Genomic DNA, 20782 nt, shown 5'->3' with positions numbered 1-20782 from the left:
ATGCATCAACCCGACCTGCACGAATACTTCGCCGCCATGGGACGGTTGGCGGCAGCCACGCAGGCGAACTCCGAGGATGGAACCGCCATCGGCGTCAACGATGCCCTGGCCTGGATGATGGCGCGGGCGAAGAGCGCCCGGACCGACGGCAGCAAGCTGATGGTGGTCGGCAACGGCGGCAGCGCCGCCATCGCCAGCCACGTCGCCATCGACTACACGAAGAACGGCGGAATCCCGACGCAAGCCTTCAACGACGGCGCCGCCCTGACCTGCCTGGGCAACGACCTGGGCTACGAGAACGTCTTCGCGCGTCAGATCGAGATGTTCGCCCGGCCGGGAGACCTGCTGGTCGCCATCAGCAGCTCCGGACGGTCGCCCAACATCCTGGCCGCCGTGCGCGCCGCCCGCGCCGCCGGCTGCGCCGTCGCGACGCTGAGCGGCTTCGACGCCGACAACCCGCTGCGCCGGATGGGCGACGTGAACCTCCATGTCGCCTCGCACCAGTACGGCTTCGTCGAGATCATCCATCTCAGCCTTTGTCACGCCGTCCTGGACACGCTGATGCGGACGAACACACCCGGCGTGGAGCCGGCCTTCGCATGATCGCGGGCGGGATCGGGATCGACTTCGACAACACGATCGCCTGCTACGATCATGTCTTCGCTCCCGCCGCCATCGAGATGGGGCTTGTCCCCGCCGGCTTCGCCGGGGACAAGCGGGCGGTGCGCCGGGCGATCCAGGACTCGCCCGCCGGCGACGCCGGGTGGATGGGCCTGCAAGGGCAGGTCTACGGGCGCCTGATGGAGCGGGCGCGCCTGTTCGAAGGCGTCCTGGATTTCCTGGCGCTCTGCCGGCGGGAAGGCGTTCCCGTCGCCGTCATCAGCCACAAGACCGAATATGGCCACTTCGATCCGTACCGCGTGAACCTGCGCGAGGCGGCCCTGCTCTGGATGGACGGCGCCGGGCTGTTCGACACGCCGCACACCGGCCTGTCGCCGGACCGCGTTCTGTTCGAGGCCACGCGCTTCGGCAAGATCGCCCGCATCGCCGCCAGCGGCTGCCGCCGCTTCGTCGACGACCTGCCGGAGCTCTTCACGGACCCGGCCTTTCCGCCGGGCGTGGAACGTCACCTGCTGGCCCCCGAAGGGTCAACGGCCGCCGGGCCGTTCCACCGGCATGCCTCCTGGAACGCCATCGCCCATGCCGTCTTCAGCCAGCACCGGGGTTGATCCGGCGGCGGCGGCGGCGGCCCTACTGGGCCGGCCGGTGCTGGCGGCCCACCCCATCCATGGCGGGCGCAACAGCCGCGTCCACCGCATCAACACGGTGGACGCCTCCTTCGCCCTCAAGCTCTACGCCGACCATGCGGGCGGGCACGACCGCTTCGGCGTCGAGACAGCGGCCTGCGCCTTTCTGGCTCGCCATGGCGAGCCGGCGGCGCCACGGCTGCTGGCTGCCGACCGAGGGCTCGGCGCCGCACTCTACGAATGGGTGGAGGGGGGGCCGGCGCTGCCGGCGGGACCGTCCGATATCGACGCCGCCCTGGACTTTGCCCGCCGGCTTCTGGAGTTGGCGCAGGCCGGAGACGCACACTCCCTACCCCTAGCCGCCGAGGCATGCCTCTCGACCGCGGAGCTGGTGGCGCAGATCGAACGCCGCCGCCGACGGCTGCTCGACCAAGCTGCCGACCGCCTCGGCTCCTTCCTGGAGGACGAGGTCGCCCCCCGCCTCGCCACCGCCGCCGCCAGGGCCGACCGGCTGCTGGCCCCGTTCGGGATCGCGCGGGACACCGAACTGCCGCCCGGCCTGCGCACGCTAAGCCCATCGGACTTCGGTTTCCACAACGCCCGGCGACGCCTGGACGGCGGATTGACCTTTCTGGATCTGGAGTATTTCGGCTGGGACGATCCGGTGAAACTGACGGTCGACTTCCTGCTCCATCCGGGCATGGATCTGGACCGTCCCCTGCGCCTGCGCTTCCGCGCCGGGGCGGAGGCGGTCTACAGCCGCGACCCCGCCTTCGGGGTCCGTCTGGACGCGGCCCTGCCTCTGTACGCCCTGCGCTGGTGCATGATCGTGCTGAACGAATTTCTTCCCGAACGCTGGCGGCAGCGCGTGCATGCCGGGGTGGAGGAGGATCGGGAAGCGGTGCTGGCCGTGCAGGAGGCGAAGGCGCGCAGGCTGCTCAACGCCGCTGCGGACTGAGGGAATTAACGAATGTTTTACTGCAACTCCTTAGACGGGACAGAGGAAACGGCGGGCCTTTTCCGAACTCGGGAATCTCGGCAATCCACCCCTCCAGCCGCCGCCCCAACCGCCGGGGAGGCACGTGCATCCGGTGCGGGCGGGTGATACGGTCGTGACCATGCTACCCGAGGGCCGAACTATGCTGAAGCGGTTGTCCCACGTCTGTCTGAGCGCGCAGGACCCGGCGCGGACGATTGCATTCTACCGCGATGTCCTCGGCTGCGCCGTCGCGCACGAATTCCGCAACGACGCCGGCGAACTGTACGGCGCGATGCTCCATTGCGGGGACGGCACCTTCATCGAGCTGTTCCGCGACCCCGCCGCCACCGCCACAGGCGGTCCGTTCCGGCATCTCTGCTTCGAAGTGGCGGACATCGGGACCACCGCCGAACGGCTGCGCGCTTCGGGATTCGAATGCGCCATCCGGCGCGGCCGCACGGACCGTGTCCTGCAATTCTTCATCCACGACCCGGACGGCACGATGATCGAGTTCCACGAGCACGACGCCGAATCGATCCTGCGCCCCTGGGTGTCCGCCGCACAGGGAAACCGGCCATGACCGCGCAGGGCGGCCTCATGTCCCGGACCGCCCTGCTCCGGGAACTGGGCATCGAACCGGCGGCCCTGGCCGGGCGGCGCGTGCTGGACGTCACCGGCCACGCCGACATTCCGGCCACGCGCCCGGAGGAGCCGTTCGGCGTCGTCCTGTGCGACCGGCTGGCCGCCGAGGCCCCGAACCCGGAGGACGTCCTGGCGCGGCTGTCCGGCGCCCTGGCTCCCGGCGGCCTTCTGGTCGTCGGCTGCGGCGACCACCTGTTGCAGCTTCCCGGCACGGTGCGGCGCCTGATGGCGCGGCTCGCCGGTCCCGATGCCGGTTCGGCGGTCACCCCGCCTGCCGACCCGCGGGGGTCCGCCACGGTCGCTCCGGTGATCAACTTTCCCGAGACGGTCGCCGTGTTGGCGCCGCAATTCCTGTTCCACGCCGCGGCGCCGTCCCTGACGGACGACAGCGCCGCGTCCGGCGGGGACTGGGGCGTCAACGCCACGGCCAACGACCGCTACTGGCGGCGGATTCATGCCCTGCTCGACCCCCGCCACCCGGCAGCGCCGCGCCCGACGGAGACGAACCAGCGCCTGTACGGTCTGTGCACCAGGCTGCGCGCCCAGGTCGCCGCCTTCGAGCGCACCGGACGCCCGGTCTTCGTGGAGCGTGCCGCCGGGCTGCTAGCCGACATCGTCGAGGACGCGCGCGGGTTCGCGCCGGTGGCGGCGGCAGCGTTCGGCGAAGCCCTCGCCATCCTGAACGCCGCTTCCGCCTCCGGCGCGGCCGACCCGCGCGCCATTGCGGCGGCCACCAGCTTCGCGGCCCTTCGCGACCAAGGCCGGGAGCGCATCCACCTCAGTTTCACCAAGAACGCGCCCGCGGCCTGAAACGCCGCACGGCGCGCCACGATGGAGACTCCATGGCTCGAATTCTGATCATCGGCGGAGGGTTCGCCGGCTGCATCGCGGCCGACATGCTCTGCCCCAAGGGGCACGACGTGACGCTGGTCGAACAGGCGCCGTTCCTGGGTGGGGGCTGCAAGACCTTCACCTACGGCGGGCATCCCTACACGCTCGGTCCGCGCCACTTCCTGACCCGGCGCGAAGAGGTCTTCGAGTTCCTGAACCGCAAATGCCCGATGCGCCGCTACGACGCAGGGCACGAGTTCTTGACCTACATTGAGCGCGACCAGCAGTTCTATCACTTCCCGATTCACCGGGACGAGATCGACGAGATGCCGGATCGCGACAAGATTCTGGCTGAGCTTGCCGAATGCCCGGGCGCGGACAAGGCCCGCAACCTTGAGGAATATTGGGTCTTCTCGGTCGGCCCGACGCTGTACGACAAGTTCGTGGATGGCTATTCCCGCAAGATGTGGGGCATCGAGAGCAACACGGAGATCGTCGATTTCGGCTTCACGCCGAAGGGCGTCGCGCTGAAGACCGGCCCCAAGGCGGCCTGGTCCGAAGCGATTTCCGGCTTCCCCTACGCGCTCAACGGCTATGACGACTATTTCACGGCGGCGACCGTCGATGCCAAGGTGCATCTGAACACGACGATCGAGGATTTCGACATCGCCAACTACCGGGTCAAGATCGCCGGGGAGTGGCACACATACGACCTGATCGTCTCGACCTTGTCGCCAGAGATCATCCTGAAGGACGCCTTCGGCCCCCTGCGCTGGGCCGGTCGCGACTTCCTGAAGATCGTGCTGCCGGTGAAGGAAGCCCTGCCGCCGGAGATCTTCTTCCTCTACTACGCGAACGCCGAGCCGTTCACGCGCATCGTCGAGTACAAAAAGTTCTATCACTACGATGCGCCGACGACCCTGCTCGGCATCGAGATCCCGTCGAAGAAGAACAAGCTCTATCCCTTCCCGATGAAGGAAGACCAGGACCGCCACCGCCAGTACATCGAGGCCCTGCCGGAGCGGGTCTTCTCCGTCGGGCGCAGCGGCACCTACCGCTACCTCGATGTCGGCAACATCATCGAACAGGGCATGGACGTCTTCCGGGACGTCTGATACCAACGGCGCCTGAAGGCGCCGTTGGTATCACCCTCTCAATCAACGCTAACGCGTTGATCTGACGGGTTTCACGGTTGGAAAATGATGGAAGTGATTATTTTCCAACCGTATGACGCAACGACAGGGCTGGAGGCCGACGCCATGACGAGCATTGCCACGCCGGCCGGCGCCGCCGCGCCGGAGGGCTATCAGGTCGAGGACGGGGAGCCGCTGGGCGACCTGCCGACGCCGGAGCCGGTGCCGGACCTCCAGGCCTTCCTGCGCGAGCGCCGCATCTGCCTGTCCCGTTCCCCGGAGCGGCTGGACCACTACATCGCCTACATGCGGGCCGACCGCCGCCGCGCAGAGGTCCCGTACCTGCCCATCCGCCTCGACTTCGAGAACGTCAGCCGCTGCAATTTCCACTGCACCATGTGCACCGTGTCGGATTGGCCCAAGAACCAGCGGGCCGCCGACATGCCGGTGGAGGAGTTCAAGCGGATCATCGACGACCTGCCCGGTCTGGTCGAGATCAAGCTGCAGGGGCTGGGCGAGCCGACGCTGCAGCGCGACGCCTATTTCGAGATGATCCGCTACGCCCGGGCCCGCCACATCTGGGTGCGGACCACGACCAACGCGTCGCTGCTGCACCTCAACGACAACCACCGCAAGCTCATCGATTCCGACGTCAACGAGGTGCAGATCTCGATCGATGGCGCCGACAAGGCGACTTTCGAATCGATCCGCCGCGGTTCGGTGTTCGAGCGCGTGGTCGACAACTGCAAGCTCATCAACCGCTACTGCGACGATCTCGGCATCGTGCGCACGAAGATGTGGACGGTGATGCAGCGGGGCAACCGCCACCAGCTTCCCCAACTGGTCGATCTGGCCGCGGAGATGGGCTTCCGCAGCATGGTCTTCTCGCTGAACCTCAACGACTTCGGGCTGGAGCACTGGCGTGAGCGCAACAACGCGGTCACGGTCGAGGACGAGTTCACCCGCGCCGAGGCCATGGACCTTATGGCCCGCGGCGAGCGGCACGGCATCGCCGTGCGGTTCTGGCGCGTCGCCGAAAAGTACCTGACGGGCAACCCGGACACGCTGTGCCCCTGGCCGTTCGAGCGCGCTTACGTGTCGTCGGACCTGCGGCTGGTTCCCTGCTGCATCATCTCCAATCCCGACGTGAGCGAGCTGGGCGACGCCCGGGACATCCGCTCGGTGTGGTTCGGCGAACGGGCCGCCGCCTTCCGCGCCGCGCATCTGCGCGGCGACATCCCGCAGGAATGCCGATCCTGCTACGACCTCCGCGATCACACCGCCTGACGCGCAAGCCGGAGCCATCATGACCGCCCATCCCATCGCCCTTGCCCGCAGCCCGGCCCCCAAGCCTCTCGACCAGCGTTCCAGGCACCTGCGCCGTCTGGTGGTCGATGCGCTCGCGGGGGGCGGGCGCGGCCACATCGGGTCGTCGCTGTCGCTGATCGAGATCCTGCGCGTCCTCTACGACGACGTGCTGCGGCATCGGCCGGACGATCCCGCCTGGCCGGAACGGGACCGCTGCATCCTGTCGAAGGGGCATGGCTGCCTGGCGCTCTACGCCCTTCTCGCCGACAAGGGCTATTTCCCGGCCGAGGCCCTGAAGGACTTCTGCCGCCACGCCTCCTTCCTCGGCGGGCATCCGGAAGCGTCCAAGATCCCCGGCGTGGAAGCGTCAACCGGCGCGCTCGGCCACGGGCTGTCGATCGGCGTCGGGATGGCGCTCGCGCAGCGCATGGCCCGGCGCGACAGTCGCGTGTTCGTCATCATGGGCGACGGCGAGATCAACGAGGGCTCGGTGTGGGAGGCGGCCCTGTCCGCGGCCAAGCACCAGCTGTCGAACCTGACCGCGATCATCGACTACAACAAGATCCAGTCCGCCGGCCCGACCGCGGAGATCCTGGAGCTGGAGCCCCTGGCGGACAAGTGGCGGGCCTTCGGGTTCGAGGTGGCCGAGGCCGATGGCCACGACGTGCCGGCGCTCGCCGCGCTGCTCGGCCGGCCGGCGGCGGGGGACAAGCCCACCGCGCTCATCGCCCACACGGTCAAGGGCAAGGGCGTCCCCTTCGCCGAACATGATCCCGAATGGCATCACAAGGCCAAGGTCCCGGCGTCCCTCGCCGCCGACCTCTACGCGGCGCTGGAGGGCTGAAGCATGCGCAAGACCTGTCTGGACATGGTGGCCGCGATGGCCGACCGCGACCCGCGCGTGGTCTTCATCGGCTCCGACCTCAGCCCGGGCCTTCTCGCCGGCATGAAGGAGAAGCACCCGGACCGCTACCACATGGAAGGCGTGTCGGAACAGCACATCGTCGGCATGGCGGCGGGCATGGCGATGGACGGATGGATTCCGTACGTCAACACCATCGCCACCTTCATCACGCGGCGCTGCTACGAACAGGTGGCCGTGGACCTGTGCCTGCACGACCTGCCGGTCCGCCTGATCGGCAACGGCGGCGGCCTCGTCTATGCGCCGCTCGGCCCGACGCACCAGGCGATCGAGGACATCGCCATCATGCGCGCCCTGCCCAACATGACCATCGTCGCCCCGGCCGACGCGGAGGAGATGAAGCGGTTCATGGAGGTCAGCCTGGACTGGCCGCACCCCATCTACATCCGTCTGGCCAAGGGCGGGGACACGGTGGTGACGGGCGGCTTCGACCGTTTCGCCATCGGCAAGGGCTACCTGCTGCGCGAAGCGGCAGGCGGGCGGGACGCCCCCGTGCTGCTGGTCGGCACCGGCATCGGCTCCACGCGCGCGCTCGGCGCCGCCGAACGGCTGGCGGACGACGGCATCGCCTGCCACGTCCTGCACCTGCCGACGGTCAAGCCGTTGGACGCCGACGCGCTGCTGGAGCTTGCCCGGCCGGCGCGGCTCGTCGTCACGGTGGAGGAGCACACGACCATCGGCGGGCTCGGCAGCGCCGTCACCGACCTGTTGGTCGAGCGCATGGATGGCCGGGTCCCGCGGATGCGCCGCATCGGCATCCCGGATGCCTTCGTCCGGCGCTACGGCGGCCAGGACGATCTGCTCGCCGACGTCGGCATCACCCCCGACGCCATCGCCGCGACGGTGCGGGACGCCCTGGGCGGCCACGGGGTCGGCCATGGGGACGCCCATGGCTGACCCGGAAGACACCCCGGCGTCCGGCGCAGCCCCGTCCTTCTTCCGCCCGGAGGAGGAGGAGCTGATCGGGCGCTTCTTCGAAACCGGATACGTGATCGCCCCGGTCGAGGACCGCGGTGCGCTCGACCGCATCCGCGACCGTCTGGCGAAGCTGGCGGCGGCCCATCTGGGCCGTCCGGCGCCGGAGGAGCCCGGCCTGTTCCTCGACCGCATCCATGAGCACGTGACGGCGCAGACCCTGAACGAACTGCGTCTGGCGGCCATCCAGGGCATCAATGCGGAGGGCTGGCTCCGGCCCTCCTACTTCGCCCTGGCTCGGCGGACGATCGAGGCGGTCGCCGGCAACGAGCTGGCGATGCAGAAGCGCATCAACCTGTCGGTGCAGCTTCCCGACGACGATTCGTCGCTCCTGCCCGTGCACGCCGACGTCTGGTCGGGGGACGCGCCGTCCGAGGTGGTGCTGTGGCTTCCGCTGGTGGACTGCCACCGCACCAAGAGCATGTACATCGCGGAGCGGCGCTTCGACGAACGGACCCAGGCCGGGATGGCCGCCTTCCAGGGCCGCAGCGCCGAGGACCTGTACCGGACCATCGAACCGCACCTGACCTTCCTGGACGTGCCCTACGGCCACTGCCTGCTGTTCACGCAGAACCTGATGCACGGCAACCGGGTCAACCGCGAGGCGACGACCCGATGGTCCATGAACTGCCGCTTCAAGGCGCTGCTGTCGCCCTATGCCGACAAGCGGCTCGGCGAGTTCTTCGAGCCGATCACCATGCGCCCGGCAACCCGCCTCGGCCTGACCTACCGCATGCCGGAGGGCTTCCATGAGTGAAGGGGACGGCACGGGCGGGGGATACCGCGGCTACATCGCCAGCCGGCCGATCGACGGCTGCCGGGTTCCCCAGCACATCCAGAATCTGGTCCTGCGCGAGCACGCCCACCGCCATGGCCTCGCCTACCGGCTGAGCGCCACCGAATACGCGATGCCGCACTGCTACATGATGCTGGAACAGCTGATGGACGAGCTGCCGCGGCTGGACGGGATCATCGCCTACAGCATGTTCATGCTGCCTCGCCGCCCGGAGCGTCGCCGCGCCCTGTACGGCCGTATCCTCGGAACGGGGCGGACGCTGCACGCCGCCGTTGAGGATCTGGTCCTGCGCGACGAAGGGGACGTCGCCCGCTGGGAGGACATCTTCCTGGTCCACGCTGCCCTGGCCGTGCGACGGGAACCGAACAACGGCCGGGAGGAGTGACGGCATGGCTGAACTGGACTTCATCAACGCCCTGCATTCCGGCACGAAGCGCGATTACGTCGCGCGCGTGGTGGAGCACGACAAGGCCGAATGCGCCACGGTGGCCAAGCGCTGGGGCGCCGAATACTGGGATGGGCCGCGCCAGTTCGGCTATGGCGGCTACCGCTACGACGGGCGCTGGAGGCCGGTCGCCGAGGCCATGGCCCGGCATTACGGGCTGAGGCCCGGGCACCGCATCCTCGACGTCGGCTGCGGCAAGGCGCATCTGCTGTACGAGTTCACCCAGGCCGTCCCCGGCATCGAAGTGGTCGGGCTCGACGTTTCCGACTACGGCATCGCGCACGCGAAGGAGGAGGTGCGGCCCTTCCTGGAGGTCGGCCTCGCCCAGCAGCTTCCCTTCGCCGACGCGAGCTTCGACTTCGTCGTCTCGCTCAACGCGCTGCACAACCTGCATCTGCCCGACCTGTTCGCCGCGGTGCGCGAAATCCAGCGCGTGGGCCGCAGGCCGGCCAAATACATCCTGGTCGAGTCCTACCGGAACGAACGGGAGAAGGCGAACCTGCTCTATTGGCAACTGACCTGCGAGGCGTTCTTCACGCCGCAGGAATGGGCCTGGATCTACCGGGAATGCGGCTATGACGGCGACCACGGCTTCATCGTCTTCGAGTAAGGGCGCTTCTTCGGATGATGGTCATGAGCGGCCCCTCGGCATCGGCTTCGTCGGTGCCGGCATGGTCGGCCAGCTCGCCCACATCGCCAACTTCGCCCTGATTCCGGTCTGCCGGCCCGTGGCGCTCGCCGAACTGCGGCCGCGGCTCGGCGGGCAAGCCCGAGATCGGTTCGGGATCGCCCGGCTTTATCCCGACCACCGCGCCCTGCTGACCGACCCGGAGGTGGAGGCGGTGGTGGTGGTGACGCGCCGCCCGGCGACGGGAGGCGTCGTGCTCGACGCCCTGGAGGCCGGACGCCATGTGCTGTCCGAGAAGCCCATGGCGCACAGCCTGGCGCAGGCGGCCCGTCTGGTCGATGCCGCCCGCCGGACCGGCGTGCGCTACGCGGTCGGCTTCATGAAGCGCCACGACGCCGGCTATCAGCGCTTCAAGGCGCTGTACGACGGCTTCCTGGCGTCGGGTGAACTGGGCCGCGTCGTCTTCCTGCGCGGCTACTGCCACGGCGGGGCCTTCGCCTGCAACGCCGAGGGCTTCGTCATGACCGACGAGCAGCGTCCGGACGGGCTGGAGGTGTGGCCCGAGGCGCCGGACTGGCTGCCGCCCGCGCTGGTCCGGGACTACGCATGGTTCCTGAACGTCTTCGTCCACGACGTGAACATCCTGCGCCACCTCGTCGGCCGGAGTCCGGAGGTCACCTTCGCCGACTTCCGCCACGCCAACGGACGCGTCGTCGGGTTCGACTGGGGCGGATTCTCCGGCATCCTGGACATGGCCGAAATCCCCTTCGCCGATTGGGAGGAGGGCATCGAGGTCCTGTTCGAACGGGGCCGCCTGCGCCTGCGCTTTCCGCCGCCGCTGTTGCGCAACGTGCCCGCCCGGATCGAACTGGAACGGACCGGCGAAGCGGGGGCGGTTGCCCGCCCCGCCGTTCCCTGGAGCTGGGCCTTCCGCCGCCAGGCCGAAGCCTTCGTCGCCGATGTGCGCGGCGGGCGAGAACCGGCGGCTAGCGGCGAGGATTCGCTGGCCGACATGGACCTGATCGAGACAATGTGGCGCAAGGCCATCGCGTTGGGAAACACCCCAGCCGCAAACCGGGACTGAAGGAGAAGAGGGCCATGGCCGAGCTGTCGTACCATCGTGAAACCTGCCGCTTGTGCAACTCGCCCACCGTCGAATGCGTCGTCCCGCTTCGCCCGATCCCGGTCGCAACGCCGAACATCGACATCCAGGCCGTCGCCCAGGGCCCCGAAGCGCTGCGCCGCCACACGGTTCCGCTCGACCTCTACCTGTGCCGGGAATGCGGCCACTTCCAGCTTCTCGACATCGTGAATCCGGAAGTGCAATACACGCATTTCCGCTACACGACGTCGATCTCGCTCGGCCTTCCCGAGCATTTCCGCCACATGGCGCGCGATGTCGTCGCGCGGACCGCGCCGCCACCCGGCAGCCTGGTGCTGGAGATCGGCAGCAACGACGGGACGCTGCTGCGCGCCTTCCAGGAGGTCGGCCTGCCGGTGCTCGGCGTCGATCCGGCGGCCCGCACCGCCGAGTTGGCCACCGCGTCCGGTGTCGAGACCCTGGCCGCCTTCTTCACCACCGGCCTGGCCCGCGACATCCGCCAAACCCGCGGCAGCGCCGGCATCGTGGTGTGCAACAACACGCTGGCCAACATCGATACCGCCGGCGACCTAATCGACGGCGTCCGTGAGGTGCTGGCGCCCGAAGGGGTGTTCGTCTTCGAGACGTCCTACGGCGCCGACGTGGTGCGCAACACGCTGATCGACACCGTCTACCACGAACACCTGTCCTACTTCCTGGTCCGGCCGCTGGAGCGCTTCTTCCGCGCCCACGGGCTCGAACTCTACGACGTCGACCACATCTGGACGAAGGGCGGCTCGATCCGCGGCTATGTGCAGCACGCCGGCGGCCCCCGTCCGCGCGGAGCGACGCTCGACCGCATGATCGCCGCAGAGCTGGCCGAGGGCTTCGACCGGCCAGAACAATACGCCGGCTTCGGAGCGCGCATCGAAACCGCCCGCCGGGCGCTCTCCGACTCTCTGGACCGGCACGGCACCGCGCTGATCGGCGGCTACGGCGCGTCGGTCGGAACGGTGACCCTGGTGCACCAGTTCGACCTGACGCAGCGATTGGGCGTCCTGTTCGACGACAAGCCGCTGAGCAGCGGGCTTGTCGGACCGGACTACAACATCCCCATCGTCCACTCCGACGAGATCTACACGCGCCATCCGGAAGCCGTCGTCATCCTGGCCTGGCGTTACGCCGACCCGATCCGGTCCCGCCACCGGCGCTATCTGGCCGAAGGCGGCCGTTTCCTGATGCCGTTGCCGGTCGAGAGCGCCGCCTACGCATGAGCGAAGCGGACGCGGAGGCGCTTCACCAGGCCGGCGTGACCGCGCTGCGGGCCGGTGGACGGCTCGACGAGGCGGCTGGCGCCCTCCGGAACGCGCTGGTTCTGTCGCCCGGCCATGCCGGCGCGACGCTTGATCTGGCCATTGCCCGGCGCGGACAGCGGCGCTTCGACGCCTCCGCAGAGCTGTGCCGGCGCGCGCATGCCCTGCAGCCGGGCTGGAGCGACGCGCTGTACCATCTCGGCCGTGCCCATTCGGCCGCGGAGCGGAGCGGGCCCGCCGAGCGGGTGCTGCGCCACGCCCTTGCCGCCGATCCGTCCATGGCCCCCGCTTGGGAATGGCTGGGACAGGCCCGGCGCCGAACGGGTGATCCGACCCACGCGCGAGCGGCCTTCCGCAGAGCGGCCACCCTGGAACCCGGGATCCTGGAGCGCTGGACCGCGCTCGCCGCCTTCGAGGCGGACCACGGGCACCCCCGGCTGGCATCCGCGGTGCTCAGCCGACCGCCCGCTCTGGCTCCAGACGACGCGCGGGCATGGCTCGCTCTCAGCCGTGGAATCGAGCGGAGCGAGGGACCGAAGGCAGCCCTGCCCTTCGCCGAGCGTGCGCTCCACCTGGCACCGGACCTGTCGGAAGGGCATCGGCAGCGCATCCATTTTCTTTGCCAGCTCGACCGGCACCAGGACGCCATGACAGCCTGCCTCGCCCTGCTGCGTCTTCCCAATGGAGCGGCCCGACAAAAGGAGACCGATCGTGCCCCGATTTTCTGGCGGCTCGGCGAATGCGCAATGCGAGCGGACATCGACGTGCGCCTGCTGCCCGACGACGCCTTCGCCGGACTGGCCGAAAGGCTGCTCGCCCTGCCCCCGGGGCAGGAGCGCTCCGCGACGGCGGCGGCGATCCTGAACAGCGCCGGGACGAAGTCCGGATCGGATGCCGTCCCGCATTTCTTGGGCGCGATGCTGGCCCGGCAGTTGGCCAACGCGGGATGGACACCGGACGAGGTGGAGCGGGCGGGCGTTCTTCCGCTCCAGGACTGCACGCGTTTCTTCGAAGACGAGGCCCTTCCCGCCCCCACGCGCAGCGCGCTGCTTCCGGCTCTCGGCTATTCCGTCCCATCGTCGCGTGCCTGGAACGGATGGCTCTTCGAACGTCTCGTGCGCCCCGCAATCGAACTTGCGGTGGAACGCCGCGACATCGAGATGGCGCACCGGCTGGTGACCTTCACCCAATGGTCCTTCATGGTGCAGCCCCACACCTATGAGCAGGCCCGGCTGTGCTACGAGCGGATCGCCCCGCCGTTCCGGGCGCTCGGACACCGCCTGCGCGCCGGACTCGGCCCGCTTCCCCCAGCGCCGGGACGCGGCATCGCCTTCTTCATGAACACCGTCGAGACCGATCCGCCCTTTCACTTGGAGAGGGCGGTGAACATCCTGCTGCGCAACGCCGGCCCATGGCGGGAGCGGTTCGCGCCAATCCACCTCGTGGCCATCGACGATGTGTCCGACCGGTTCCGTGACGCCTATGCCGCCATTGGCGTCACGGTGCTGACGCCGGATCGCCTCCCCCCGACCAGCTCCCCCGACCGGATTCTCAATCTCGCCCTCCGGGTGCGCGAACTTGGCCTGATGGGCGTCGTGTTCCTGAACTGCGTCGAAGGTCTGGTGGATCTGTTCGCCGGCATGGGAATCGCGCCGGTCCAACTGTTCATGTCCGCCGACTTCTTTCATATCGACTCCCCTGACGTGGATGGGCTTCTGACCTTCGGTTCGCTGGGAAAGTGGACGAACGTGATCGGTGGCCGCACGTGGCGCAGCGTGCCGTTCCCCTTCGCGTACAAGGCTCTGCTGCCCCATCCTGCGGAGACCGATCTGGAGCACCGCGCGCATGCCATCCGCCGCGGCCTTCTCGACCGTTTCGACGTCATCCTCGGATCAATCGGGCGTCCGGAAAAGCTGAGTTCGGAGTTCCTCGAGGCGGTGGCACGTCTTCTCCACGCAAATCCGAAGGCTTGCTTCCTGTGGTTCGGCCATCAGGAACCTCCGGCCATCCGGCGGGCCATGGAGGAGCGGGGCATCTCGGACCGTTGCCTGTTCCAAGGCTGGGTCGATACGCAGCTTTACGCCAGAGTCCTGGACATTCACCTCGACAGCTTCCCGTTCCCGACCGGCGTGACCATGGTAGAGGTAATGCTTGCCGGCTGCGCCCAGGTATGGATGAGCAGTGCCGCTGCCGACCAACTCAGCATCGGCGGAAGCATCGAACGCCTGATGTCGGGAGCCGCCGGCACGGCGGAGGAACAGGCGGTCTGCCGCCGGATTTTCTCGGGCCAGACTTTCTCGGGCGATGCGGCGGAGGAACCGCTGTTCCTCTTTTCGACGACGCTCGACGGCTATTGCGAAAGCGCGCAACGGCTGATCGACGATCCCGCCCTCCGGGCACGCCTCGGACAGGCGGGGCGCGCCTTCGCGGAGTGCTTCGTCCTTGATGAGACACGGCCTTCGAACGCCCTGTTCGGCCACCTCGCCGACATGATCGAGGCGAAATCCCAATGAACCGGGAAAGAGTATATTGGCCGGCGTTCCGGCATTCGCCGACTGGAACGCCCGCGCCATCACCGACAGACCTGCCGCAGGGAACGCAAAGGAGCTGACATGCACCGGTCCATCGACAAGACCGCCTTCGGATGGGCGGAAGCCCGCATGCCCAGCATCTTTCAGGACAGCGTGCCGTCGCCGTTCCGCGACGACATTCTGGACCGGGTCCGCAAGGCCTTCGACAAATATCGGATGTACCGAACGCCCGTTGGCGGAGGGATGCACGTTCCGCTTCATGAACTGATGAGCGATCCCGACTTCAGGGGAATTGTCATCGACCATGTCTCGCAGTTCAGCAAGTCCGAAGCGTTCGATTTCTCGGTCCGCCTGCTCGGCCCCAGCATCGCGTTCCACCTGTCGGCGAGCCGGATCACCCTGCAGGAGCCCGCCGCAGCGCCGCAGCCACTGTCCCGAAACACCGGGGGAGCGGGCGACCGCCCGGTTCTCTGCTTCTGGATGGCGCTGACCGAGTGTGGGGAGGATGCTCCGGGCCTGCAGGTCACCGATGACCGGATGAAGACGGATGCGGCGGCGCTGCGCATGGCCCCTGGCGACTGCGCGGTATTCGACCGGTCCACACCGCACCGGCTCCAGGTCACACCCGCCATGACCAAACCCTGCTACAGCATCGAGCTGCATGGTTTTCCGGCGGAGGAGATTCTGCGCGATCCGGACCGCTGGATGCTCGACCGCGCCGACGCCGAGGTCCTGATCGCCAGCAAGGGCCGGCAGGGAATCTATCTCAGCCACAAGAGCCTGACGCGCATCGTCACGCCGCAACGGGGAATCTTCCAGTTCGTGCACGCCGAGAACGAGACCGGAGCCGAGCGGCACGACCGCGAGCGGCGCTTGGCCGAACTGGCTGCCCAAGCCGTGGCCGAGAAGCCGGAAGTCCGCATTCCCCAAGCGATGGCGGCCTTCCTTGAACGGTTCCCGAATGCCGCCGCAGCGCTCTCCGGTCGTTGCTACGTCTGCCCGCTCGGAGTCGATGCGCGGGCCGTGCTCCCCACCCTGGAAAATCTGCCGCAGACGGGGATCCTGGGCCTTGTCGACCGGCAGGGTTCCGCGCTTCCCCCTTTCCGCGGACATCACGGAATCCTCCCGCAGGATCTGGGCAACCAGGCGTTCGACCGTGTCCTGGTGGCGCACAGTTGGGCGGTCCGCACGGGGGAACTGACGGCCCAGTTGGTCGCCGCCGGTGTCGCGCCGGACAAGATCATCGACCTGTACGGTCTTCCCGGCTACGCTGATTTCAGCATCGACTGGATGCTCGATGAACTCGAGTCCCTTCTTGGCGACGGTCCTGTCGACCATGTTCTGCTGCGTGCGCCGGGCAGCCACATCCTGGGCCAGGCGGCGGTGCGGAGCCTGCTGCCGCCGGAGCGGACGCTGATCGTCCAGGTCGAAGATCATCCTGGGACCACCACGATCCCCGGCTACAGGGCCATCTCCGTACAATCGTCCCTGAAACTGGTTCTGAGGATTCTGCAGCGCGTCAAGCCGCGCACCGTCATGACCCAAGGCTGGGCGAACACGTATTTTTGGTCCCATCTGATCAAGACGTCGGTCCCGGACGCGACGATGATCGTGGAGATGTACGATCTGTGGCTGGCCATGGCGGAATATCCCGTGGCGCGCTTCGCCGCCTTCTGCGGGATTCCGGAACAGCGCATGGAACTGTTCCGCCTGGGAGAGGAATACGCTTTCCGGCACGCAGATCTCGTTATTTCCAAGCGCTTCGGAGAGGAGTGGCGCAAGGCGGTGCTGCACGCCGACGGCGCGGCCTACACCCCCTACTTCCCCCACATCGAAGAGGATCTGATCGAAGCCGCCAGGTTGGCCGACAGGCCGGCCGGCGGGAACGCCGACAGCCGGCCACTTGCCATCGTCGATGCCACCGCGCTGGTGTCGGCGGACCGCATGCGCCAGGGACCGGATGTCCTCGTGTCCTACTCGCCGTTCGCTCTGATGGAGCAACTCGCGGCGACGGAACCGGTTCGGTTCGACGTCTTCAACGGAGGTCACCGCTACGCGGATGATGACCGACATTTTGCCGAGTACATGTCCCGGTACGACCTCGGCGCCATTCGCTATCATCGCGGCTTGCCTCACGCCGATCTAGTCCCGCGCCTGAGCGGCTATGATTACGGGTGGCTGAACTTCCCGATTCCCTTCGACCATCCCGACCCACCCTTCGTCGCCTTGAACCGCATGGCGACCTATGCCCTGGCCGGTCTGCCGATCATCGTGACGAAGCGCCTGAGATTCACGGCGGATCTCGTCCAGCGTTTCAACGCCGGTCTGGTGGTGGCGGAGGCCACCGTCGAGGAAACCCGCGCTGCGCTGCGGCGAGCCGATCCCGCCGCACATCGGGTCGGCATCATCGCCTTGCGGGACTTCATGCTGAACGAGAACCGGCGGGCCCTAGAAGCGATCCGCCAATTTCTGTAGTCCACGGCAAGGCAGGCTCGCCCCTGCCGGCATCCTGTCCTATGATCGCGCGGCCTTTATGCCAGTCGCGTGGAGGCTCGGCGGCGTTCAATGACGTTGGGAGGGGAGCGGTTCAGAATGGTCAGGATCGATTTCGATGCTTGGCGGGAACGCATCCGACGCGAGACCTTAGGCAACTATCATCTCCGGATGGGCACCGCGATCGAGCGGGAAGGCAACGCCACCGCCGCGCTCGACGCGTATCGGCGGGCCATGGCGGCGAATCCCGACAGCCTGACCGCCCACTATCGGGCCTATCTTCTGCTGAACCTCCTCGGCCATGCCGAGGAGGCGGCGGCGGTCGACCGGGAGGCCCGCGCGCGCCGCCGGGATTATCAGGCTGAGTGCCAGGACGGCATGGTGCGCGATCTGCTCGAATCCGGACAGTTCGAAGAAGCGCGCGCTCTTGCCGACGAACTCCTCGCCGCGGATGGCTCCGCGACACGCATCCGCCTGAGCGCCGAGGTCGAAGCGGCCTGGGGCAACCACCTGGAGAACCAGCGTTACACCGCAGAGTCGGCAGAGCATTTCGAGCGCGCGCTGACGATCGACCCGCAACAGCCACACGCTCATTACTGGGCCGGCATGCGCCGTTTCACCGCGTTCGACATGGCCGGTGCCGAACCACACCTGGAGCAGGCGGTCGCCGGCATGCCGGAGCATCATTGGGCCGCCTGCATGCTGGGGTTCGTGTGGCTGGTCCGTGACCGCCTAGACGAGGCAAGCCGGCTGATCGCGCAGGCGGCGCCCTGTCTTGTGGAAACCCAGAAGCCTTGGGCCTACGGGCATCTCGGCCTGGCCGCCCATATGCAAGGGGACGCGGAAGCCGCGGCCGTCGGCTTCCACCGCGCGGCGGCGCTCGACCCCAAGGAAGCCTGGGTCTTCTGCTACATCGGCCTGGGTCTGCTCGGCCAGCGGCGCCCCGCCGAGGCGGAGCGGATGTTCCGCCGGTCGACGACACTCGACCGGAACGCCCTTCTCTATCGCGCCTGCCTGGGGCTTGCGCTCGTCGAGCAGGGGCGGAGCGAGGAAGGGTTGCGGATGGTGCGCGATACGGCGGCGCGGGAAACCACCTTCGCGATGCCTATCCTCGTCCAGGCCCTGGCAGAAGACCGGCAGGGGAATCGGGACGCTGCGCTCGCCCTTTGCAGGAAGGCGGCCAATCTCCAACCGCAATTCATCGGCTACGTCATCCGCCTTCTGGTTTGGGAGGCCGAACGGCTCAAGGCCATCTTCCGCGGCATCGGGTTCCCCCTCTGATACCGACGGCGTTTGAAGGCTTCCATTGAGGCGGGCCCGCTCCACCTGAATTGGCATGGGCAGCAAGGTTCATCTGGTTCATCACCTTGCAGCCGATGAATTGCATCGGCTGTACAAGGCCGCGACGGATGCGACGGAGCGGACGCATCTGCAAATCATCTGGCTGCTGACCAGCGGGCGTTCGGCCCAGTTCGTGGCCGAGGTGACGGGCTACACGCCGCGCTGGGTCAGCGTTATTGTCGGACGCTATAACGAGGCCGGGGTTGCGGGGCTGGGCGACCAGCGCCAGTTCAACCCCGGCGCCAGACCGCTGCTCGACGCAAGCCAACAACACAGCCTGAGGATTAGCAGGATGCGGAAAAAGGGCTGTGCACGGGCGGTTGGTCGTGATTCTTTTCGGTTGAGAAGAATGCGACCGACGAGGGGACGATGCGGGGTTTGGACGAACGCAGCGAGGGTCTGTTCAGCTACGTGAGCTGCGAGGCGCGGGTTCCGGCCAACCACCCGCTGCGAGCGATCCGGGCCATCGTGGACGAGGCGCTGGAAGTGATGTCTCCAGCCTTCGAGGGGCTGTACTCCAAGATCGGGCGCCCCTCGATCCCGCCGGAGAAGCTACTGCGGGCGCTGCTGCTCCAGGCCTTCTACTCGGTGCGCTCGGAACGCCAGTTGATGGAGCAGCTCGATTACAACCTGCTGTTCCGCTGGTTCGTCGGCCTGTCCATGGACGCGCCGGTGTGGGATGTGACGGTGTTCACCAAGAACCGCGAGCGTCTGCTGGCCGGCGATGTGGCGGCCAAGTTCCTAGCAACTGTGCTGGGTCAGCCGAAGGTCAAGACGCTGTTGTCGGACGAGCACTTCTCGGTGGACGGCACGCTGATCGAAGCCTGGGCGTCAGTGAAGAGCTTCCGGCCCAAGGACGGCGGCGGCGAGCCGCCGGGGCCGGGGCGCAACGGCGACCGCGACTTCCATGGTGAGAGGCGGTCCAACGAGACCCATGCCTCGACCAGCGATCCCGAGGCGCGGCTGTACCGAAAGGGCAACGGGCAGCCGGCGAAGCTGGCCTTCATGGGCCATGCGTTGATGGAGAACCGTCACGCCCTGGTGGTGAATGTCCGGCTCACCGCGGCCACCGGCTTGGCTGAACGCGAGGCGGCGGTTTCCATGATCGAGGCCATCCCCGGCCGCCACCGCATCACGGTGGGCGCCGACAAGGCTTACGACACCAAGGATTTCGTAGCGGACATGCGCGACTTGGGCGTGGCTCCGCACGTTGCCCGGAACACCAGCAACCGCCGCTCCGCGATCGACGGCCGGACCACCCGCCATCCCGGCTACGCCGTCAGCTTACGAGTCCGCAAGCGGATCGAAGAGGTCTTTGGCTGGATCAAGGGAGCCGGCTTGCGCAAGACGCGCCATCGCGGAGCAGCCCGTGTCGGTTGGATGTTCACCCTGACCGCCGCCGCTTACAACCTGATCCGCCTGCCCAAGCTGCTAGCTGCGGCATAATCACGCCCGCAATCCGCCTGAACGGCGGTTCCGGGAGCCTCAGAGCGAGGAAAAACGCTCCGTCCCGACCAAATCGCCCGCTGAAACCCGCATTTCCAGCCTCAGCGGAGGCAAAAGGCCGGAATATGTTCGTTTTTCCGCACCCTGTTAGCCTCGGCGATCCGCCGCCCGACCGCGGCTTGTGGACGGGCCGCTCGGTCGCCCAGTGGATCGCCGGCATGCTTGGCAGGCTCGTCTCCCCCCGGCGCGGCACCGATTATCTGGGCCGGCTCGGCTTTACCCGCCAAGTGCCGCGTCCCCGCCACGCCGAAGCCGATGCCTTGGCCCAGGAGGTCTTCAAGGCCCGGTTCCGCCGTCGCGTGCAGGCACTCCAGCAGGAGAACCCGGACACGCCCCTGGAGGTGTGGGCGATGGACGAGCATCGCGTCGGGCTCAAGCCGGTGCTGCGTCGGGTCTGGGCACCGCGCGGGTGCCGCCCCGGGGCGCGGTCATCAGCGCTTCGAGTGGATGTATCTGTCGGGCTTCGTGCGGCCGAGCAGCGGACAGGTCGTCTGGTTCCTGAGCGACAGCATCGATGCCGCCATGTTCAGTGCCATTCTGGACGCCTTGAATCGCCCCGGGTTTCCCGGAGGCTGGATTGGTTGAGTCACGCCGCGATGGCGACATCCTCA

The 20782-nt window shown here is 67.9% G+C and carries 20 protein-coding genes; all 20 read left to right on the top strand.

The features are described 5' to 3' along the window. Entirely contained in the window at positions 1-603 is a 603-nt protein-coding gene (locus JJL56_RS30480; RefSeq protein ID WP_200487591.1) for an SIS domain-containing protein, read from the top strand. After that, on the top strand, positions 600-1229 hold the full coding sequence (locus JJL56_RS30475) for an HAD family hydrolase (protein WP_200487590.1): 630 nt from the start codon (positions 600-602) through the stop codon (positions 1227-1229). The genes JJL56_RS30480 and JJL56_RS30475 overlap by 4 nt, the downstream gene beginning before the upstream one ends. Further along, a complete protein-coding gene (locus JJL56_RS30470) occupies positions 1201-2205 on the top strand; it encodes a phosphotransferase family protein (RefSeq protein ID WP_200487589.1) in 1005 nt (334 codons plus the stop codon). Before JJL56_RS30475 ends, JJL56_RS30470 begins: the two co-directional genes overlap by 29 nt. Before the next feature lie 160 nt (positions 2206-2365). Beyond that, a complete protein-coding gene (locus JJL56_RS30465) occupies positions 2366-2806 on the top strand; it encodes a VOC family protein (RefSeq protein WP_247891336.1) in 441 nt (146 codons plus the stop codon). Next, positions 2803-3678, top strand: coding sequence for a class I SAM-dependent methyltransferase (locus JJL56_RS30460; RefSeq protein ID WP_200487587.1), 876 nt, complete (start codon positions 2803-2805; stop codon positions 3676-3678). The genes JJL56_RS30465 and JJL56_RS30460 overlap by 4 nt, the downstream gene beginning before the upstream one ends. 32 nt (positions 3679-3710) lie before the next feature. Then, on the top strand, positions 3711-4814 hold the full coding sequence (locus JJL56_RS30455; RefSeq protein ID WP_200487586.1) for a UDP-galactopyranose mutase: 1104 nt from the start codon (positions 3711-3713) through the stop codon (positions 4812-4814). A gap of 144 nt (positions 4815-4958) precedes the next feature. After that, the gene (locus JJL56_RS30450) at positions 4959-6119 is read left to right on the top strand and encodes a radical SAM protein (RefSeq protein WP_200487585.1); all 1161 of its coding nucleotides are present in this window, start codon (positions 4959-4961) and stop codon (positions 6117-6119) included. Positions 6120-6138: 19 nt separating this feature from the next. After that, positions 6139-6984, top strand: a complete 846-nt coding sequence (locus JJL56_RS30445; RefSeq protein ID WP_200487584.1) for a transketolase — start codon at positions 6139-6141, stop codon at positions 6982-6984. 3 nt (positions 6985-6987) lie between these two features. Continuing rightward, the gene (locus JJL56_RS30440) at positions 6988-7959 is read left to right on the top strand and encodes a transketolase family protein (RefSeq protein ID WP_200487583.1); all 972 of its coding nucleotides are present in this window, start codon (positions 6988-6990) and stop codon (positions 7957-7959) included. Then, the gene (locus tag JJL56_RS30435; RefSeq protein WP_200487582.1) at positions 7952-8794 is read left to right on the top strand and encodes a sporadic carbohydrate cluster 2OG-Fe(II) oxygenase; all 843 of its coding nucleotides are present in this window, start codon (positions 7952-7954) and stop codon (positions 8792-8794) included. Before JJL56_RS30440 ends, JJL56_RS30435 begins: the two co-directional genes overlap by 8 nt. Next, a complete protein-coding gene (locus tag JJL56_RS30430) occupies positions 8787-9218 on the top strand; it encodes an LIC12192 family sporadic carbohydrate cluster protein (protein WP_200487581.1) in 432 nt (143 codons plus the stop codon). Before JJL56_RS30435 ends, JJL56_RS30430 begins: the two co-directional genes overlap by 8 nt. A 4-nt stretch (positions 9219-9222) precedes the next feature. Continuing rightward, positions 9223-9888 carry a class I SAM-dependent methyltransferase gene (locus JJL56_RS30425; RefSeq protein ID WP_200487580.1) on the top strand — a complete coding sequence of 222 codons (666 nt, stop codon included), beginning with the start codon at positions 9223-9225 and terminating at the stop codon, positions 9886-9888. Further along, positions 9854-10990 carry a Gfo/Idh/MocA family protein gene (locus tag JJL56_RS30420; RefSeq protein ID WP_200487579.1) on the top strand — a complete coding sequence of 379 codons (1137 nt, stop codon included), beginning with the start codon at positions 9854-9856 and terminating at the stop codon, positions 10988-10990. The genes JJL56_RS30425 and JJL56_RS30420 overlap by 35 nt, the downstream gene beginning before the upstream one ends. Positions 10991-11004: 14 nt before the next feature. Then, positions 11005-12261, top strand: coding sequence for a class I SAM-dependent methyltransferase (locus JJL56_RS30415; RefSeq protein ID WP_200487578.1), 1257 nt, complete (start codon positions 11005-11007; stop codon positions 12259-12261). Next, positions 12258-14813, top strand: coding sequence for a tetratricopeptide repeat protein (locus JJL56_RS30410; RefSeq protein WP_200487577.1), 2556 nt, complete (start codon positions 12258-12260; stop codon positions 14811-14813). The genes JJL56_RS30415 and JJL56_RS30410 overlap by 4 nt, the downstream gene beginning before the upstream one ends. Before the next feature lie 99 nt (positions 14814-14912). Beyond that, entirely contained in the window at positions 14913-17306 is a 2394-nt protein-coding gene (locus tag JJL56_RS30405) for a hypothetical protein (protein WP_200487576.1), read from the top strand. Positions 17307-17423: 117 nt separating this feature from the next. Then, positions 17424-18605, top strand: coding sequence for a tetratricopeptide repeat protein (locus JJL56_RS30400; protein ID WP_200487575.1), 1182 nt, complete (start codon positions 17424-17426; stop codon positions 18603-18605). A 55-nt stretch (positions 18606-18660) separates the two neighbouring features. Continuing rightward, positions 18661-19080, top strand: a complete 420-nt coding sequence (locus tag JJL56_RS30395; RefSeq protein ID WP_200487574.1) for a helix-turn-helix domain-containing protein — start codon at positions 18661-18663, stop codon at positions 19078-19080. Next, positions 19035-20111, top strand: a complete 1077-nt coding sequence (locus tag JJL56_RS30390) for an IS5 family transposase (protein ID WP_200487573.1) — start codon at positions 19035-19037, stop codon at positions 20109-20111. The genes JJL56_RS30395 and JJL56_RS30390 overlap by 46 nt, the downstream gene beginning before the upstream one ends. Positions 20112-20236: 125 nt before the next feature. Then, positions 20237-20782 (top strand): winged helix-turn-helix domain-containing protein (locus JJL56_RS30385; RefSeq protein ID WP_200487572.1); only part of this gene is annotated, 546 nt, incomplete at its 3' end.

It is taken from the genome of Azospirillum aestuarii, assembly GCF_016632405.1.
Taxonomy (GTDB): domain Bacteria; phylum Pseudomonadota; class Alphaproteobacteria; order Azospirillales; family Azospirillaceae; genus Azospirillum; species Azospirillum aestuarii.
This window is presented reverse-complemented; position numbering and strand designations above follow the sequence as displayed.

Coding starts and splice junctions, on each gene's coding strand:
- JJL56_RS30450 (WP_200487585.1), top strand. CDS start 4,959: ATGACGAGCATTGCCACGCCGGCCGGCGCCGCCGCGCCGGAGGGCTAT.
- JJL56_RS30410 (WP_200487577.1), top strand. CDS start 12,258: ATGAGCGAAGCGGACGCGGAGGCGCTTCACCAGGCCGGCGTGACCGCG.
- JJL56_RS30440 (WP_200487583.1), top strand. CDS start 6,988: ATGCGCAAGACCTGTCTGGACATGGTGGCCGCGATGGCCGACCGCGAC.
- JJL56_RS30455 (WP_200487586.1), top strand. CDS start 3,711: ATGGCTCGAATTCTGATCATCGGCGGAGGGTTCGCCGGCTGCATCGCG.
- JJL56_RS30475 (WP_200487590.1), top strand. CDS start 600: ATGATCGCGGGCGGGATCGGGATCGACTTCGACAACACGATCGCCTGC.
- JJL56_RS30425 (WP_200487580.1), top strand. CDS start 9,223: ATGGCTGAACTGGACTTCATCAACGCCCTGCATTCCGGCACGAAGCGC.
- JJL56_RS30390 (WP_200487573.1), top strand. CDS start 19,035: ATGCGGGGTTTGGACGAACGCAGCGAGGGTCTGTTCAGCTACGTGAGC.
- JJL56_RS30460 (WP_200487587.1), top strand. CDS start 2,803: ATGACCGCGCAGGGCGGCCTCATGTCCCGGACCGCCCTGCTCCGGGAA.
- JJL56_RS30480 (WP_200487591.1), top strand. CDS start 1: ATGCATCAACCCGACCTGCACGAATACTTCGCCGCCATGGGACGGTTG.
- JJL56_RS30470 (WP_200487589.1), top strand. CDS start 1,201: ATGCCGTCTTCAGCCAGCACCGGGGTTGATCCGGCGGCGGCGGCGGCG.
- JJL56_RS30415 (WP_200487578.1), top strand. CDS start 11,005: ATGGCCGAGCTGTCGTACCATCGTGAAACCTGCCGCTTGTGCAACTCG.
- JJL56_RS30420 (WP_200487579.1), top strand. CDS start 9,854: ATGACGGCGACCACGGCTTCATCGTCTTCGAGTAAGGGCGCTTCTTCG.
- JJL56_RS30435 (WP_200487582.1), top strand. CDS start 7,952: ATGGCTGACCCGGAAGACACCCCGGCGTCCGGCGCAGCCCCGTCCTTC.
- JJL56_RS30430 (WP_200487581.1), top strand. CDS start 8,787: ATGAGTGAAGGGGACGGCACGGGCGGGGGATACCGCGGCTACATCGCC.
- JJL56_RS30400 (WP_200487575.1), top strand. CDS start 17,424: ATGGTCAGGATCGATTTCGATGCTTGGCGGGAACGCATCCGACGCGAG.
- JJL56_RS30405 (WP_200487576.1), top strand. CDS start 14,913: ATGCACCGGTCCATCGACAAGACCGCCTTCGGATGGGCGGAAGCCCGC.
- JJL56_RS30465 (WP_247891336.1), top strand. CDS start 2,366: ATGCTACCCGAGGGCCGAACTATGCTGAAGCGGTTGTCCCACGTCTGT.
- JJL56_RS30395 (WP_200487574.1), top strand. CDS start 18,661: ATGGGCAGCAAGGTTCATCTGGTTCATCACCTTGCAGCCGATGAATTG.
- JJL56_RS30445 (WP_200487584.1), top strand. CDS start 6,139: ATGACCGCCCATCCCATCGCCCTTGCCCGCAGCCCGGCCCCCAAGCCT.